14 protein-coding genes are annotated in these 15169 nt (G+C 65.4%); 7 read left to right on the top strand and 7 right to left on the bottom strand.

The annotated features are described in order from the left end of the window. Positions 1 to 10: 10 nt before the first annotated feature. Complete coding sequence (locus AC07NV_RS07350) at positions 11 to 820, bottom strand: division plane positioning ATPase MipZ (protein WP_495165669.1); 810 nt, start codon at positions 818 to 820, stop codon at positions 11 to 13. 86 nt (positions 821 to 906) lie between these two features. Between AC07NV_RS07350 and panC the strand changes: the two genes are divergently transcribed. Both panC and AC07NV_RS07340 read left to right on the top strand, forming a co-directional pair. Next, a complete protein-coding gene (gene panC, locus AC07NV_RS07345; RefSeq protein WP_495165668.1) occupies positions 907 to 1746 on the top strand; it encodes a pantoate--beta-alanine ligase in 840 nt (279 codons plus the stop codon). Positions 1747 to 1886: 140 nt separating this feature from the next. After that, complete coding sequence (locus tag AC07NV_RS07340; RefSeq protein ID WP_495165667.1) at positions 1887 to 2201, top strand: hypothetical protein; 315 nt, start codon at positions 1887 to 1889, stop codon at positions 2199 to 2201. Here the strand turns inward: AC07NV_RS07340 and AC07NV_RS07335 are convergent. From AC07NV_RS07335 to AC07NV_RS07320, 4 genes are read right to left on the bottom strand one after another with little or no spacing between them, the layout of a single operon-like run. Beyond that, entirely contained in the window at positions 2198 to 3349 is a 1152-nt protein-coding gene (locus AC07NV_RS07335) for a GNAT family N-acetyltransferase (protein WP_495165666.1), read from the bottom strand. The two genes, AC07NV_RS07340 and AC07NV_RS07335, sit on opposite strands and share 4 nt — an antisense overlap. A 3-nt stretch (positions 3350 to 3352) precedes the next feature. Further along, positions 3353 to 3817 carry a RidA family protein gene (locus AC07NV_RS07330; protein WP_495165665.1) on the bottom strand — a complete coding sequence of 155 codons (465 nt, stop codon included), beginning with the start codon at positions 3815 to 3817 and terminating at the stop codon, positions 3353 to 3355. Positions 3818 to 3831: 14 nt separating this feature from the next. Further along, positions 3832 to 4473 carry an HAD family hydrolase gene (locus AC07NV_RS07325; RefSeq protein WP_495165664.1) on the bottom strand — a complete coding sequence of 214 codons (642 nt, stop codon included), beginning with the start codon at positions 4471 to 4473 and terminating at the stop codon, positions 3832 to 3834. Then, positions 4470 to 4733, bottom strand: a complete 264-nt coding sequence (locus tag AC07NV_RS07320; protein WP_495165663.1) for a DUF3572 family protein — start codon at positions 4731 to 4733, stop codon at positions 4470 to 4472. The genes AC07NV_RS07325 and AC07NV_RS07320 overlap by 4 nt, the downstream gene beginning before the upstream one ends. An 89-nt stretch (positions 4734 to 4822) precedes the next feature. On the opposite strand from AC07NV_RS07320, the gene AC07NV_RS07315 reads away from it, so the two are divergent. The 5 genes from AC07NV_RS07315 (at position 4823) to AC07NV_RS07295 (ending at position 11268) form a co-directional block, all read left to right on the top strand. Next, positions 4823 to 5185: a response regulator gene (locus AC07NV_RS07315; protein ID WP_495165662.1), complete on the top strand. Its 363-nt coding sequence runs from the start codon at positions 4823 to 4825 to the stop codon at positions 5183 to 5185. Between the two features lie 542 nt (positions 5186 to 5727). Further along, positions 5728 to 6630 (top strand): helix-turn-helix domain-containing protein, encoded by a 903-nt coding sequence (locus AC07NV_RS07310; RefSeq protein ID WP_495165661.1) that lies wholly within the window; start codon positions 5728 to 5730, stop codon positions 6628 to 6630. A gap of 144 nt (positions 6631 to 6774) precedes the next feature. After that, entirely contained in the window at positions 6775 to 7872 is a 1098-nt protein-coding gene (gene pheS, locus AC07NV_RS07305; RefSeq protein WP_495165660.1) for a phenylalanine--tRNA ligase subunit alpha, read from the top strand. Next, positions 7869 to 10268 carry a phenylalanine--tRNA ligase subunit beta gene (pheT, locus tag AC07NV_RS07300; protein ID WP_495165659.1) on the top strand — a complete coding sequence of 800 codons (2400 nt, stop codon included), beginning with the start codon at positions 7869 to 7871 and terminating at the stop codon, positions 10266 to 10268. The genes pheS and pheT overlap by 4 nt, the downstream gene beginning before the upstream one ends. Before the next feature lie 40 nt (positions 10269 to 10308). After that, on the top strand, positions 10309 to 11268 hold the full coding sequence (locus AC07NV_RS07295; RefSeq protein ID WP_495165658.1) for an alpha/beta hydrolase: 960 nt from the start codon (positions 10309 to 10311) through the stop codon (positions 11266 to 11268). Between the two features lie 200 nt (positions 11269 to 11468). On the opposite strand, the gene AC07NV_RS07290 is transcribed toward AC07NV_RS07295, so the two are convergent. Further along, positions 11469 to 12092 carry a hypothetical protein gene (locus AC07NV_RS07290; RefSeq protein ID WP_495165657.1) on the bottom strand — a complete coding sequence of 208 codons (624 nt, stop codon included), beginning with the start codon at positions 12090 to 12092 and terminating at the stop codon, positions 11469 to 11471. Between the two features lie 304 nt (positions 12093 to 12396). Further along, the gene (locus tag AC07NV_RS07285) at positions 12397 to 15156 is read right to left on the bottom strand and encodes a [protein-PII] uridylyltransferase (protein ID WP_495165656.1); all 2760 of its coding nucleotides are present in this window, start codon (positions 15154 to 15156) and stop codon (positions 12397 to 12399) included. Between the last annotated feature and the right edge of the window lie 13 nt (positions 15157 to 15169).

The following is a 15169-nucleotide window of genomic DNA, read 5'->3' as shown; positions in this document are numbered from 1 at the left end:
AGAGGAAACGTCAGGCAGCGGCGAACAGGTCGCCGTCGGGATGGAACCGCTCGCGCGCGGGAAGGTTCAATCCGCCCATCGCCTCGCGCAATTCCTGCCGCGCGACGACATGGCCGATACCCATGCCGCCCAGATGCGCCTTGTCGAGCAACGTGAGACCCGCCGGGAAAAGCTCGCGATAGATGACGCGCTCGCCGAGCCCCGGAATGACACGGAAGCCGACGCGGCGCGACAGCTGGGTCAGCGCCTCGCCGACGCGGCGCATATTGTGTGCGTCGACGTGCTGAAGGCGGTTGCGCAGGATAATCCAGTCGATCGTCCGCCCATCGGTCTTGGCGCGCGTCTTGCGCGTGTCCCAGATGAGTTCGGAATAGAAGCTCGGCCGGACGACCTGAAAGGTCTCGGGATCGACCTGACCGATCAGGTCGAAATCGATGAAGCTGTCGTTGATGGGCGTGACGAGCGTGTCGGCGCTCGTAGCCAGATGCCGCGCGAAAATATCGTCGCGGCCCGGCGTGTCGGCGATGATATAATCGGCATCTTCGCTCAACCGCGCGACCTGTTCGTCGAGTTGCTCGATCGTCGAACCTTCGAACACTTCGAAGCGGGGGGTCGGCAGCGCGATGTCGCGGCGCTTCGCGGTCTGTTCGCGATTTTCGAGATAGCGGTGAAAGGTGCGCTGGCGCGGGTCGAGATCGATCCCCGCGACGCGCCAGCCCTGACTTGCCAGCGCGACCGCGAAATGCACGGCGCAGGTTGATTTTCCCGTCCCGCCCTTTTCATTGGCAAAGATGATGCGGTGCGGTGCGGGCTTCGTCATGAGCGTTGCGATTTTCCTGTTTGCGCGGCATGGGCGGCCGACGCGCGAAATGATATAGTCGCGCCAATATCGGAGGGCGACCGGGCGTGCAAATCATCCGTGACATCGCAATGCTGCACCGTGCCGTTACGGCACTGAAGCAGGGCGGCAAGAGCGTCGCACTCGTACCCACGATGGGCGCGCTACACGACGGCCATATCTCGCTCGTCCGCATGGCAAAACGCGTGGCCGACCATGCCGTCGTGTCGATCTTCGTCAACCCGACCCAGTTCGGCCCGAACGAGGATTTCGCCGCCTATCCGCGCGACGAGGCGCGCGACGCCGCGCTGCTCGCGCAGGAAGGCACCAGCCTGCTCTGGGCACCCGACGTCGCGACCGTCTATCCGCCGGGGCATAGCACGCATATCGAAGTCGCCGAGCTTGGCGCCGATTATTGCGGCGCCGCGCGTCCCGGCCATTTCGACGGGGTCGCGACCGTCGTCGCCAAATTGTTCAATCAGGTGCAGCCCGATGTGGCGATCTTTGGCGAGAAGGATTGGCAACAGCTTGCGATCATCCGCCGCATGGCGCGCGACCTCGATTTCACGGTCGACATTTTGGGGGCGCCGATCGCGCGCGACGCCGACGGCCTCGCGCTGTCGTCGCGCAACGCCTATCTTTCCACCGGACAGCGCGCTGCCGCGACCGCCTTTCCCGATGCGTTGAGGGTCGCGGCGAAGGCGATTGCCGGCGGCGGCGATGTGATCGAAGCGCTCGCCAAAGCCGAGGCCGCGATCCTCAAAGGTGGCTTCGACAGCGTGGATTATGTCGCGCTCGCCGATGCCGACAGCCTTGAACGACTGGGCGCCTTTCGAAAGCCGGCGCGCCTTCTGGCGGCGGCGCGGATCGGCAAAACGCGGCTGATCGACAATTTATCGGTCGACTGATTGGCGCGGACATCCGCGGATTTTGGCCATTCCCGGCAAATATCCACAAGAAAATCGAATCGCCGTTAACCTTTTGTTGACCATAAACCGCAAGGTTGGGACCCGAAGCTTCCTGTGGGGGGAAGCGACAGGGGGTTTTTATGGCCAACAGTCTGAAGTCTGCCCAATATCTGATCGAGAGCCGCTTGCTCGACGCCGCCCGCGGCGACGCCGGCGCCTATTTCGATCTGGGCATTGCCTTTTCCACCGGCACCGGCGGGGTCGATGTCGACCTGATCCAGGCGCATAAATGGTTCAACCTTGCCGCACTCGGCGGCAATATCGAAGGCCAGCAGTGCCGCGCCGATCTGTCCGACGAAATGTCGCGCGACGAAATCGCCGAAGCACAGCGTCAGGCGCGCGCCTGGCTCGACGAGACGGCCCGCCGTCCCGCCGCCCGGCGCTTCGCGGCCTAATCCTTCCGCTTGAAGGGCGTGTGCCCTTCCAGCCATTCCATTTCGGATTCTTCCGCGCGCCGCTCCTGTTCGAGATATTCGGCAACGGCGCGGCGAAATCCCGGATCGGCGATGAAATGCGCCGACCAGGTCGCAACGGGGCCATAGCCGCGTGCAAGCTTGTGCCCGCCCTGCGCACCCGCCTCGACCCGCTTGAGGCCGCGCGCGATCGCAATATCGATCGCGCGGTAATAGCATAGCTCGAAATGCAGATAGGGGATGTCGATCTGGCAGCCCCAATACCGGCCATAGAGCGTGTCGGCACCAAGAAAATGCAGCGCCCCGGCAACCGGGCGTTCGTCGCCATCATAAGCGATCAACAGGATGATCTGCTCCGCCATCCGCTCGCCCATCAGGTCGAACGCTTCGCGCGTGAGGTACGGATGGCCCCATTTGCGCGCGCCGGTGTCCTGATAGAAGATCCACATCGCATCCCAATGTCCGGGACGGATCGCATCGCCGGTCAGCGCCTCGATGCGCAAGCCTTCGACCGCCCGCGCGCGTTCCTTGCGAAGCTGCTTGCGCTTTGCCGACGTCAGCGTGGCGAGGAAATCGTCGAAGCTGCCGTAACCGGCGTTGGCGAAATGGAACTGGATGTCGCGGCGGACAAGCCAGCCTGCGTCCTCGAACAGCGGCATCTGGCCGGGCGCCACGAACGTGGCATGCGCGGACGACAGCCCGTTCTGCCGCACCACCGCCTCGGCGGCGCGGAGCAACAGCGACGCGTCGCTGCTATCGCGTGCCAGCAGGCGCGGTCCCGGCACGGGGGTAAAGGGCGCCGCGATCTGCAACTTGGGATAATAATCGCCGCCCGCCCGCGTCCAGGCATCGGCCCAACCCTGATCGAAGACATATTCGCCCTGGCTGTGCGATTTCAGATAGGCGGGCGCAGCGGCGAGCAGCGCCCCCCGCTCGTCTTCCACCAGCAACGGCGCCGCCTGCCAGCCGGTGCCCGCCCCGACGCTGCCCGATTCTTCGAGCAGCGCGAGGAAGGCATGGCCGACAAAGGGATTGCCGCCATCGTGCAGCGCGTCCCACGCTGCGGCGTCGATCGCGGCGACGCCGGTGCCCAGCGATATCGTTCGTGCCGGCGGGTCGGCTTCGGCCATGATTTATGCCGGGCGCACCGCGACGATCGCGTCAGCTTCGACCGCGGCGCCGAGCGGCAACACCGCTACACCGACTGCGGCGCGCGCGTGGCGGCCCGCTTCGCCGAACAGCGTTTCGAACAGGTCCGAGGCGCCATTGGCGACCTTCGCCTGATCGGTGAAATCGGGCGAGCTGTTGACGAACACGCCCAGCTTCACGATCCGCTCGACACGCGACCAGTCGCCGTTCAGCGCCTGCCCGATCTGGGCAACGAGCATCAGCGCAACGCGCTGTGCGGCATCCTGACCGCCCGCCACATCCACGTCGTCGCCGAGACGGCCGGTGACGACCTGCCCGTCTCGGAAGGGAAGCTGGCCGCTGACATAGAGCATGCCGCCCTGCTCGACGACGGGCACATAGGCCGCGACCGGCGCAGCGGGCTTGGGGAGTTCAAGACCGAGTTCGGCGAGTTTGGCGGTGATATCCATGAGTTAAGTCCTTGTTACGCCGTTTGAGGGGCAGGGGCGGGAATATTTTCGGCAAGGCGCGCCAATATCCATTCGCGCGCCGCCGTCCAGTCGTCGATTCGCGCATGGGCATAGGGCGAGGGCGCGATCTTGCCGGCAATTGCCGGCTCGCCGACAAGATGGAGCCGCCACACGTCGGGCGCTTCCTGCGCGACCGAATGATGATGGCCGGCCAGATCGTCGATAAACACCGCGACCGAGGGCTGATATTGCTCGATCAGGCGGCGTACCGGTTCGCCCTTGCCGCCGCGGCTGCCGATAACCGGCGCATGAAAGTCGTGCAGCGCGAGCTGGTCGATGCGCGCCTGCTGATGTTCGGGGCCGACATTGGTGAGGACGACGATATCGGCCTCGGCGCCGATCGCCGCCATCGCCGCGAGGGCACCCGCGATCGGATATTGCCGCGTCATTTCGTGCCGGAAAAATCCGTCGAGCAGCGGCCAGACCTCGGCCGCCTCAAGCGGCGTACCGCATTCCTTGCGCTTCAGCGCGTTGGCGAAGCTCGCATCCTCGATGCGAAAGATCACGCCATGTTCGGCGTCGACCCATTCGGCGAACGGCACGACCATGTGCATCAGCACCTCGTCGCAATCGGTGATGACGAGCGGGCGGTTCATGCGATGGTTCCTTCGAGTCGCTGCGCCGCGGCAGCAAGGGTGGCGGGCGGCACCTGCAATGCATCGGCGCAGGCGACAAGATCATTCTCATGCGCAGTCAGGAACGACAGGATTGCGGCAAGCGTCGCCTGTTCGCCCAGCGATGCGCGCAGTTCATCGGGCGCAAGCCCGGTCAGGCCGAGCAGGCGTTCGGCTCGCGGTTCGTCGCTCAATATCCAGCCGAGCGCCTGAAGCGCCAGCGCAGCATCGCCATCGTGCAAGTCATGTGTCCCTTCGTCGCGATGCAATTGTGTCGTGCGGCCGATTCGCCTAAACGGGCCGCAGACGCAAGGTGGGGAACATAAGTAACATGGGCAAGACCATCCTGGTCGTCGAAGATAATGAGCTGAACCTGCGCCTGTTCTGCGACCTGCTCAACGCCCATGGCTATAGCGCGCATCCGGTCCGCGACGGGCGCGATGCGCTGTCGAAGGCACGCGAAGTGGCGCCCGACCTGATCATCATGGACATCCAGCTGCCGCACGTCAGCGGGCTCGAGCTGATCGGCCAGATGAAGGCCGACCTGACGCTGCGCGCCGTGCCGATCATGGCCGTCACCGCCTATGCCGGAAAAGGCGACGAGGAACAGATCCGCGCCGCCGGGGCCGAAGCCTATGTGTCGAAGCCGATTTCGGTGATCAAATTCATCGAGAGCGTGGGCGCGTTCGCATAGCAGCGCGAACGACGGCTTACGACCGATAGTTGCCCTTCCTTTCCTCGTCATCCCGGACTTGATCCGGGATCCACGACGACGGCGCAGCTATGGATCCCGGATCAAGTCCGGGACGACGAAAGCGTGGAACATCTGCTTTCCACCCCATAGCGGTCGCCGCACCGCCCCCACATGAAGAGGCGGCGCGAAGCTTTCGCTCCGCACCGCCTCGACAATGGTTCCAGTGGAAACCATCGCCCCCCCGCCCGATCCGAAAAGCCGTGGGTCGCAGAAAGCTGCCGGCCGGGACGAAGCTCGGAAAACCAGTCGTCTCTTTCAGGTCCCCGCCAAATCCCCATCCTTTGACGCGACGCTGTCGGCGCTTGCCGATACCGGGGGCAGCGGCATCGCTGCCACGCCCGATATTCCCCTCGCACGCCCACTCCCCACAAGCAGACAACGCAACTATGGCGTAGCCCGCGCGGATAAAATTGTAAGAACCCGACACCAAATGGCGGCGCGCCATTGTTTTTCATGCATATTGCCGCTTAGAACGGGACAGCATGCCGCAACGCGACGCATTTCCTCACCCCCCGACCGGCGCGCGCATCTCCACGCGCTTTTTCCCCCTGTCGGACGCACTGCGTCCCTACATCAGCACCATCTATCTGAGCGAAGTCGCGGTACCCGACGGCAGCCGGGTCGAGGATTATCTGCACCCCGAATGGGCGAACCTGCGATTTGTCGAGGGCGATCTGCCGCTCGCGGCGATCGGTGGCGGCCCGGTCGTTGAAACACCGCGTTTCGTCGCCACCGGCCCGACGAGCCGGGCGAGCTACTTCGCGGCCGGGAACATGCGCACATGGGGGATCGGCGTCCTCCCGATGGGGTGGGCCAAATTCATTCCCCTGCCCGCCGAAGAGCTCGCCGACCGCTTTACCGACGGCAACGCCCATCCCGCATTCGCCGCCTTCGCGCCGCTTGCGGGGGCGTTGCGGCACGTGAATGACGTCGATGCCGCGGCGGCCCTGATCGACAGCCATTTCTGCGCCCTGCTCGCCGGCGCGCCGCCCGACGATCCGGCGATACTCGCCGCCCATGTCGCGCTGGTCGACGACGATCTGTCGAGCGTTGCCGATCTTTCGGCCAAGCTCGGCCTCTCCGAGCGTTCGATCGAGCGATTGAGCCATCGCGCCTTCGGCTTTTCGCCCAAGCTGCTTCTACTCCGCCAGCGCTTTCTGCGCTCGCTCGCGCGCTTCATGCTCGATCCGTCGATGGCGTGGATCGATACGATGGATCATCAATATTATGATCAGGCGCAGTTCACGCGCGATTTCCAGCGTTTCATGGGGATGAGCCCGCGCGATTATGCCGCGCGGCCCAAACCGATATTGGGCGCCGCGGCCTTCGCGCGCGCAGCGGCGGCCGGCGCCGCGGTTCAGGGGCTTCACAAGCCGGCCGGATAGACCCGGCTTCCGCCAAGTGACTTGACCCACGCCCGGCGTTCGGTGCAAGCGGCAGGCAACGGACGCGCGGTCAGCCGCCGTATCCATGGAATAGAGAAGCATGAGGCCGGCAGCGCCAGCGCCGCCGGAACAGGACGAATGACGATGAGCGATATCGAGGCCATCCAGACCCAGCTTTTGGGCGACATCGAAGCGGCCGCCGACGCCGGCGCGCTCGAGGCGCTGCGCGTCGCCGCGCTCGGCAAGGCGGGCACCATCACCGCGCTGCTCAAGACGCTGGGCGGCATGACCCCCGACGAACGGCAGGCGAAGGGGCCGGAAATCCACAGCCTGCGCGAAACGGTGACCGCCGCGCTGGGCACGCGCAAAGCGGCGCTCGACGGTGCGGCGCTCGACGTGAAACTCGCCGCCGAAGCGATCGACATGTCGTTGCCCGCCGACGCCACGCCGCGCGGCAGCATCCACCCGGTCAGTCAGGTCATGGACGAGCTTGCCGAAATCTTCGCCGACATGGGCTTCGCCGTCGCGACGGGTCCCGAGATCGAGGACGACTGGCGCAATTTCACCGCGCTCAACATCCCCGAAACGCACCCTGCGCGCGCGATGCACGACACTTTCTATTTCCCGGAAGTTGGCGAAGGTGCCGCGCAGCGGATGTTGTTGCGGACACATACATCGCCGGTGCAGATCCGGACGATGATGGAAAAATCGCCTCCTATCAGGATCATAGCGCCCGGCCGGGTGTATCGCAGCGACAGCGATGCGACGCACACGCCGATGTTCCATCAGGTCGAAGGTCTCGTCATCGATCGCGGCATCCATATGGGTCATCTCAAATGGACGCTCGAAACCTTTCTCAAGGCCTATTTCGAGCGCGACGATATCGTGTTGCGCCTCCGCCCGTCCTATTTCCCCTTCACCGAGCCCTCGGCCGAAGTCGATGTCGGCTATAAACAGGAAAAGGGCCGCCGCATCGTCGGCGGCAATGGCGACGACGACGGCCATGCGTGGATGGAGCTGCTCGGCAGCGGCATGGTCAACCGCCGCGTCATCGCCAATTGCGGACTCGATCCCGACGAGTGGCAAGGCTTTGCTTTCGGCGTCGGCGTCGACCGGCTCGCGATGCTCAAATATGGCATGGACGATCTGCGCGCCTTCTTCGACGGCGACCAGAGGTGGTTGTCGCATTACGGGTTCAACGCGCTGTCGGTCCCGACGCTGAGCGGGGGGATTTCGGCATGAAGATCACCCTCGACTGGCTGAAAGAGCATCTCGACACGCAGGCGACCGTCGACGACGTCGTCGCGACCCTCAACCGCATCGGCCATGAGGTCGAAGGCGTCGAGAAGCCCGCCGAAAAGCTCGCGGGCTTTCGCGTCGCCAAGGTGCTGACCGCCGAACGCCATCCGCAGGCCGACAAGCTGCAGGTGCTCACCGTCGACACCGGCGACGGAGCGACACCGCTCACCGTCGTCTGCGGCGCGCCCAATGCGCGCGCCGGCCTGATCGGCGTGCTCGGCCTGCCCGGCGCGGTCGTCCCCGCGAACGGCATGGAGCTGAAGGTCGCCGCGGTCCGCGGGATCGAATCGAACGGCATGATGTGCTCGACGCGCGAGCTCGAGCTGGGCGACGATCATGACGGGATCATCGAGCTGCCCGCCGACGCGCCGATCGGCACGCCCTTCGCCGACTATAGCGGCGCGGGCGATCCGGTAATCGACATTTCGATCACCCCGAACCGGCAGGATTGCATGGGCGTGCGCGGGATCGCGCGCGACCTCGCCGCCGCCGGGCTCGGCACGCTGAAACCGCTCGACGTCCCGACGATCGTCGGCGAAGGCGCGCCCGCGACCGAAATCCGGACCGACGATATCGAAGGCTGCCCCGCCTTTTACGGCCGCACGATCCGCGGCGTCACCAACGGCACCGCCCCCGAGTGGATGCGCCGCCGCCTCGAAGCGGTCGGCCAGCGCTCGATCTCGGCGCTCGTCGACATCAGCAATTATGTGATGTTCGACCTCGGCCGCCCGAGCCATATCTATGACCGCGCCAAGCTGACCGGCGCGCTCGTCGCGCGGCGCGCCAAGGCGGGCGAAACGGCGACCGCGCTCAACGGCAAGGACTACACGCTCACCGACACAATGACGGTGATCGCCGACGACAGCGGCGTTCACGATATCGCGGGCATCATGGGCGGCGAGCATAGCGGGTGCAGCGAGACGACGACCGACGTGCTGCTCGAAATCGCTTACTTCACCCCCGAGCGCATCGCGCTGACCGGACAGGCGCTCGCGCTGACCAGCGACGCGCGCAGCCGGTTCGAGCGCGGCGTCGACCCGGCATTCCTCGACGATGCGACCGCGATCGTCACGGCGCATGTGCTCGCGATCTGCGGCGGCACGCCGTCGGCGGTGACGCGCGCGGGCACCCCGCCCGCCGAGGTGAAGACGGTCGATTACGACCCGGCGCTGTCGGCAACGCTCGGCGGCATCGCGATCGCCCCCGAACGGCAGAAAGAGATTCTCGCCGCGCTCGGTTTCTCGGTGATCGACGCCGAAGTCGGGGGGGGCGGCCGCTGGCAGGTCGCGGTGCCAAGCTGGCGCCGCGACGTCGATGGCGCGCCCGACCTGGTCGAAGAAGTCACGCGCATCACCGGCTTCGACGCGATCGCGTCGGTCGCGCTGCCGCGTACCGACGGCGTCGCGAAACCGACCGCCACCGCCGAACAGCTGCTCGAACGCCGCATGCGCCGCGCTGCGGCCGCCGCAGGCTTCGACGAAGCGGTCACCTGGTCGTTCATCAGCGAAAGCGATGCCGCGCCGTTTGGCGGCGGCACATGGTCGCTCGCCAACCCGATCAGCGAAGACCTCAAGGTCATGCGCCCGTCGTTGCTCCCCGGCCTGCTCGCCGCGGCGCAGCGCAACCAGAACCGCGGCGCCGACAGCATCCGCCTGTTCGAAATCGGCCGCCGTTACCTGTCAGACGCCGAGCATCCGACGCTTGCCATCCTGATGGCAGGCGACAAGCGCACACGCGGTTGGCAGGCGGGCAAAGCCGCCCCGTTCGACGCCTTCGACGCCAAGGCCGCGGCGCTGGCGCTGCTCGAAGCCGCGGGCGCCCCCGCCGACAGGCTGCAGGTGATGGAAGCCGTCACGACCGGTAGCATCTGGCACCCCGGCCAGTCGGCGACGCTGCGGCTCGGGCCCAAGGCGGTGCTCGCCGAATTCGGCGCGCTCCACCCGCTGCTCACCCGCGCTTTCGACGTCGACGGGCCGGTGATGGCGGTGCAGATCTTCCTCGACGCGATCCCCGCGAAACGCGCGAGCGGTCCTGCGCGAGCGGCCTTCACCCCGCCCGCGCTGCAATCGGTGCGCCGCGATTTCGCCTTTTTGGCCCCCACGGCTTTGAGCGCCGCCGAACTGGTCCGCGCGATCCGCGGCGCCGACAAGGCGAGCATCGTCGATGCGCGCCTGTTCGACCGCTTCATCGGCCAGGGCGTGCCCGAAGGTCAGGTGAGCCTGGCGGTCGAGGTCGAACTGCAGCCGCTGGAGAAGAGCTTCACCGACGCCGAGCTGAAAGCAATCGCCGACAAGGTGGTCGCCGCGGCGGCGAAGGCCGGGGCGATTTTGCGGGGGTGACCTCGACTCGCGCCGACGAGACAAAAGGGAGAGTTTGACCATGGACACCCGCCACCTCGTCGACCGCGAGATCGCGCCGATCATCGACCTGTTTCCGCGGGTCGAACTCGATTCGGCGCCGATTGCCGACATCCGCGCCAGGGCGGCACAGAGCTATTCGATCTTGCCGCCACCGGTGATTGCGCCCGAAGAGATTATGGTGCCGTCGATCCACGGCGGTCCAGAGATTCCGGTTTTCCTTTACCGCCCGGCGGCGAACCGGCCGGGCAGCGGCGCTATCCTTCACATCCATGGCGGCGGCATGGTGATGGGGTCGGTGAAGCAGATGCAGGCGGGGCCGGCCGCCATGGCTGCGGCGGCAGGCGTGCCGGTCGCATCGGTCGAATATCGCCTCGCGCCCGAGCATCCCTTCCCCGCGCCGCAGGAAGATTGCCATTCGGCGCTGGCCTGGCTCGCGGGCCAAGCCGAGGCGCTTGGTTTTGACGCGAGCCGGATCGTCGTTGCGGGCGAAAGCGCGGGCGGCGGGCTTGCCGCCGCGCTCGCGATCATGGCACGCGATCTCGGCGGACCGGCGATCGCGGGACAGCTGCTCACCTATCCGATGCTCGATCACCGGACCGGCGGCGACGCCTGCCCGTACAGCAATCCGACAACCGGCGAATTCATCTGGACGCGCGCGAGCAATCGTTTCGGCTGGCGCGCGCTTCAGGGCGATTACAAGACCGACGACGAACGCCGCGGCTGGTTCTCGCCCAGCCTTGCCGCGGACCTTTCGGGCCTGCCCCCCGCCTATATCGCGACCGGCAGCCTCGACCTCTTCTTCGACGAAAATCTCGACTATGCGCGGCGGCTCGTCGCGGCGGGCGTTCCGGTCGACCTGCACAGCTATGCCGGCGCGATCCATGCATTCAACGCGATTCCCGACGCGGCGCTGTCGCAGCGCTTCAACGGCGGGTTGTTGGCGGCCGCTGCCGCGATGACGGCGTCGGCGGGCGACTGAACGGCGGCGGCGGCTTTCGACCGATTGCAGTCAACCGCTTTTGGACGTCGAGGTCAAAATAGCGGACGGCCGACCCGCCCACCTTACGGAAAGCGGAGCGAGGCTCGGGCCCAAGAAGCAAATCATAGCTTCAGGTGCTCGGTTGTTATTGACCCATCGCAGTCATCGCCAGCTGCAGGCGGGCGGATAGATTAATCCGGCTATTCTGAAGCAGCAACATTCTGGCCTGCGACCCTTTTCTCCGATGGCGGCAACAGGGCCATCAGCGCGTCCTTTTCAGGGCGCCAAGCGAAACGCAGCGGCTCCATAATATACGCCGTCACGGGTGTTTCCGCCGGAATGTTTGCGCTGGTGCCGTGGATCAAAAATCCTCCAAGCGCCGAAACAAAGAGCATCGTCCCGACCGACAGGGCGGTGTGGCTTTTACCTTCATCATAGACGGTGCCGCTCAGCCGCACGGGGCCATCAGGCATGTCGACGCTGACCAACCGGATTTCGAGCTTGCCCTTCTTGCCCACATGGCCGTTCCGCTGCGCCCGCGACACTTCTCCGAAAACCGAGGTGCCAACCGGGACCACAACCTTGCCACGAAAACTCACGTTTTCAACAACCTCGAGGCGCACGCGGTCGCCAGGCTTGCTGTCTTTCGTCGAAAGCGCGGTCGTCGTTTGCAGCCTGAGCGGCGTCCCCATAGGAAGATAATAGCGCTTCGCCAGCGCAAATGGCGGGCCATCGGCTGCCGATGCCTGATAGGCTGCCTGAGCGTGCGCGCTCCCGGCTGCCAGTAGCGCCATTGCACCGCAGATTGCTTCCCAACGTCTCATAGCCCACCCCCCGCTTCGAATCGCTTCGAAGAAAATAAGCCGTGAGGGTTAAGAAATAGCGATCAGTAATCTATCGATGCCTGCTATGCAGTCATGACACCAAAGGCCACATATAACGCCGAGTTTCTTCCGGTACTTCGATTGAAATTGACGTTGCTCTCGGCAATGTCGCGGCGGCACGAATGGACCGGCAATTGCTGTTTCCTCGCCCTGACCCAAGACCTGCCTTTTCTTTTCAATATTGAGCGAGCGGAAGGCGGGTCCCGGGTCAAGCCCGGGATGACGAACAAAGGAGGTTTGGTTTCTAAGCCGCCACGGCGTCTTCGCTCTGGCTCGTCGCCGCCTCCAGCAAGCGCTTCTCCAGCGATTTCACGCGCGACGGGCTGTCGATCTTGTCGCCGATCAGGTCGGTCACGTAAAATGTGTCGACCGCGCGCTCGCCATAGGTCGCGACATGCGCCGAGTGCACCGTGACCTTCGACTGGAACAGCGCATAGGCAAGCTGGTTGAGCAGCGCCGGGCGGTCCTGCGCATTGATCTCGATCACCGTGAAGCGGTTCGACGCCTTGTTGTCGACAAACACATTGGGCGCGACGCGAAAGGCTTCGGCGCGGGTGCGGGGTAGCGCGCGCGCTTCGAGTTTCGGCAGCAGCTTGTGCCGATTGGCGAGCGCATCCTCGATCGCGCGGGTCAGCCGGTCGATCTGACCGGCCTCGGCAAAAGGCCGGCCGAGCGGGTCCTGGACGAGGAAATTGTCGAGCGCGAGCCCGTCGCGCGTCGTGTGGATGCGCGCATCGATGATATTTCCGCCAGCCAGATGGATGCCGCCAGCGATGCGATAGAAGAGCCCCGGATGGTCGGCGGCGAGCACCATCACCAGGGTCGCGCCACGATCCTCGTCGGGAACCGCGGCGATATGCAGCGCGGCGTCGCCCGCCCGCTGCATATGCGTCAGGTTCGCCGCGATGACCTCGACCGGTTCGGCGATCCAGTAGCTTTCGGGAAGGCGTTTCGCGAATTTGGCGAAATCGGTTTCGTCGAGGCCGAGCGCCGCGATCACCGCCTCTTTCTTGCTTTCGATGCGTGCCTCGCGGCCGCGTTGTTTGTGGCCGAGGCGCAGCACTTCCTCGGCGGCATCGTAGAGCTCGGTGAGCAACTGGCGTTTCCAGCCGTTCCACACCCCGGGTCCGACGGCGCGAATGTCGACCACCGTCAGCACGAGGAGCAGGCGCAAGCGCTCGGGGCTTTGCACGACCTGCGCGAAATCGAGGATCGTCTTGAAATCGGCGAGGTCGCGCTTGAACGCGGTCGCCGACATCAGCAGATGATAGCGCACGAGCCACGACACCGTCTCGGTCTCGGCTTCGTTCAGCCCCAGCCGCGGACAGACGCGCAACGCGAGTTCGGCGCCGAGCACGCTATGGTCGCCGCCGCGCCCCTTGGCGATATCGTGGAGCAGCACGGCGACATAGATCACGCGCCGCGAATGGATCTGGTCCATGATTGCGGTCGACAGCGGATGATCGCCCTGCAGCCGGTTCTGCTCGATGTCCGCCAGCAGGCCGATCGCGCGGATCGTATGCTCGTCGACGGTATAATGATGATACATGTCGAATTGCATCTGCGCGACGACGCGGCCGAAATCGGGAACGAAGCGGCCGAACACGCCGGCTTCGTTCATCCAGCGCAACACCGTTTCGGGGTCGCGCGGACTGGTCAACACGTCGAGGAACAGCGCGTTCGCGCGCGCGATGCGGCGCACGCCCTGGGTCTCGATCAGCTTCGCGTCGTGCCGCGCCTGCCGCATCGCCTGCGGATGAATTTCGAGGCCATGTTTGTCGGCGAGCGCAAAAATCTCGACCAGCCGCACCGGATCCTGCTGGAAGAAGGCGTCGGACGGCAGCGCGAGCCGGCCGCGGTCGAGCACGAAACCGTTGAGCTTGCCCGGTCGCCGCCGGATCGTCGGCAGGAAGCGCCGCCCACGCGCCGCCATCTGGTCGTCGAGATGCGCGAGGAAGGTGCCGGTGACGTCCCCCACCGCCTTGGCGTGGATGAAATAGAGCTGCATGAAACGCTCGACCGCGCTTTTCCCCGGCCGCTCGGCAAAATGCATTCGATGCGCGATCTCGCGCTGGAAATCGAAGGTCAGCCGGTCTTCGGCGCGGCCGGCGAGAATATGGAGATGGCAGCGCACCGCGAGCAGGAAATTCTCCGCGCGCTCGAACTGGCGCAGCTCGTGCGCCGACATCAACCCCGCAGCGACCAGTTCGGGCACGGTGCGCACCCGGTGGATGAACTTGCCGATCCAGAAGAGCGTGTGGAGATCGCGTAAGCCCCCCTTCCCTTCCTTCACATTGGGTTCGACAACATAGCGCGAATCACCCATGCGCTTGTGGCGCTCGTCGCGTTCGGCGAGCTTGTCCGCGACGAAGGCGCGCGCATTGCCCGCGACCACTTCGGCATCGAAACGCGCCGACGCCTGATCGTAGAGATCGCGGTCGCCCCAGATGAACCGCCCCTCGAGCAGCGCGGTGCGGATCGTCAGATCCTCTTTCGCCGCGCGCACCATCTCGTCGAGCGAGCGCGACGAATGGCCGACCTTCAGCCCGAGGTCCCACAGCGTATAAAGCTGCGCCTCGATCACCTGCTCGGTCCAGCTCGTCTGTTTGAACGGGGTGAGGAAGCCGATATCGATATCGCTGTGCGGCGCCATTTCGCCGCGTCCATAGCCCCCGACCGCGATCAGCGTGATCCGCTCGCCCGATGAACGGTTTGCCGACGGGTAGAGATGGCTGGTGGTGAAATCATGGCTCAGCCGGACGATCTGATCGATCAGGAATGCCATCGCGCTCGCCGCAATACGGCCCGCCGAAGGATGATCGAGCAGCCGGCGGTCGATCTCGGCCCGGCCATCGTCGAGCGCCCCCTTGAGCAGCGCGACCATCGCGCGGCGGCGCGCGCCGGTGTCCGACGTATCGGCGGCGATCGCTTCGAGGCGATCGGAGAGGAGGCGGCGGTCGATGATCGCGCGGCGGTCGGGCAAGGCGTCGAAAATGTCGCTCATCGCCAAATCCTCA

The sequence above is a fragment of the Sphingopyxis sp. GW821-FHT10B01 genome, assembly GCF_059415685.1.
The sequence above is the reverse complement of the archived record's forward strand: the minus strand, read 5'-3'. Positions and strand labels throughout refer to the sequence as shown.

What these genes read in the sequence shown, in the direction of transcription:
- AC07NV_RS07315 (WP_495165662.1), top strand. Translation starts at nt 4,823, where the DNA reads ATGGGCAAGACCATCCTGGTCGTCGAAGATAATGAGCTGAACCTGCGC.
- pheT (WP_495165659.1), top strand. Translation starts at nt 7,869, where the DNA reads ATGAAGATCACCCTCGACTGGCTGAAAGAGCATCTCGACACGCAGGCG.
- AC07NV_RS07285 (WP_495165656.1), bottom strand. Translation starts at nt 15,156, where the DNA reads ATGAGCGACATTTTCGACGCCTTGCCCGACCGCCGCGCGATCATCGAC.
- AC07NV_RS07310 (WP_495165661.1), top strand. Translation starts at nt 5,728, where the DNA reads ATGCCGCAACGCGACGCATTTCCTCACCCCCCGACCGGCGCGCGCATC.
- AC07NV_RS07340 (WP_495165667.1), top strand. Translation starts at nt 1,887, where the DNA reads ATGGCCAACAGTCTGAAGTCTGCCCAATATCTGATCGAGAGCCGCTTG.
- AC07NV_RS07350 (WP_495165669.1), bottom strand. Translation starts at nt 820, where the DNA reads ATGACGAAGCCCGCACCGCACCGCATCATCTTTGCCAATGAAAAGGGC.
- AC07NV_RS07335 (WP_495165666.1), bottom strand. Translation starts at nt 3,349, where the DNA reads ATGGCCGAAGCCGACCCGCCGGCACGAACGATATCGCTGGGCACCGGC.
- AC07NV_RS07330 (WP_495165665.1), bottom strand. Translation starts at nt 3,817, where the DNA reads ATGGATATCACCGCCAAACTCGCCGAACTCGGTCTTGAACTCCCCAAG.
- AC07NV_RS07295 (WP_495165658.1), top strand. Translation starts at nt 10,309, where the DNA reads ATGGACACCCGCCACCTCGTCGACCGCGAGATCGCGCCGATCATCGAC.
- pheS (WP_495165660.1), top strand. Translation starts at nt 6,775, where the DNA reads ATGAGCGATATCGAGGCCATCCAGACCCAGCTTTTGGGCGACATCGAA.
- AC07NV_RS07325 (WP_495165664.1), bottom strand. Translation starts at nt 4,473, where the DNA reads ATGAACCGCCCGCTCGTCATCACCGATTGCGACGAGGTGCTGATGCAC.
- AC07NV_RS07290 (WP_495165657.1), bottom strand. Translation starts at nt 12,092, where the DNA reads ATGAGACGTTGGGAAGCAATCTGCGGTGCAATGGCGCTACTGGCAGCC.